A 653-nucleotide genomic window follows, 5' to 3' on the forward strand; every position below is an offset into this window, starting at 1 on the left:
CGCCAGGGCTTCAGCACGGCGATGGCGAGGAGGGATGCGAGGATGTTGGCGCCTGCGGCGACGAGGAAGACGCCGTCCCAGCTGTTGGTGGCCTGCTGGAGGTAGTTGGCGACCGGGACCAGGAGGGCGGCGGTGCCCTTGGCGGTATAGAGCAGGCCGGCATTGGTGGCGGCGAACTTGGTGCCGAACGTGTCGGTGCAGGTGGAGGGGAAGAGGGAGTAGATCTCGCCCCAGGCGAAGAACACGAACCCTGAGAGCAGCACGAACCACAGCGGGTCGTGGCCCCAGAGGTAGAGCATGTAGATGCCGAAGCCTTCCATGGCGAAGGCGATGAACATGGTGTTCTCGCGGCCGATCTTGTCGGAGACCCATCCGAAGAACGGGCGGGTCAGGCCGTTGAGCACGCGGTCGATGGTGGCCGCGAAGGTGATGGCCACCATGGTGATGCCCATGATGGTGACCGGCACCTTGTCGACGCCGATATCGGAGGCGATGGGCTTGAGGTTGGCGGTGATCATCAGGCCGCCGGCGCCGACGATGACGAACATGAAGTACATGAGCCAGAAGATCGGCTGGCGGGCGACTTCGCCGGGGGTGTAGTTGCGCCGGGTCTGGATGATGTTGGCGTTGGCCACGACCTCCGGCACCTGGCC

General features: G+C 64.9%; 1 protein-coding gene. It reads right to left on the reverse strand.

Features of this window, described 5'->3' with window-relative positions:
• A partial coding sequence (locus IPV08_RS24330; RefSeq protein WP_207414432.1) for an MFS transporter occupies positions 1-653 on the reverse strand: 653 nt, incomplete at both ends.

Source organism: Methylobacterium sp. SD274 (assembly GCF_017355285.1).
In the GTDB taxonomy this organism is placed as follows: domain Bacteria; phylum Pseudomonadota; class Alphaproteobacteria; order Rhizobiales; family Beijerinckiaceae; genus Methylobacterium.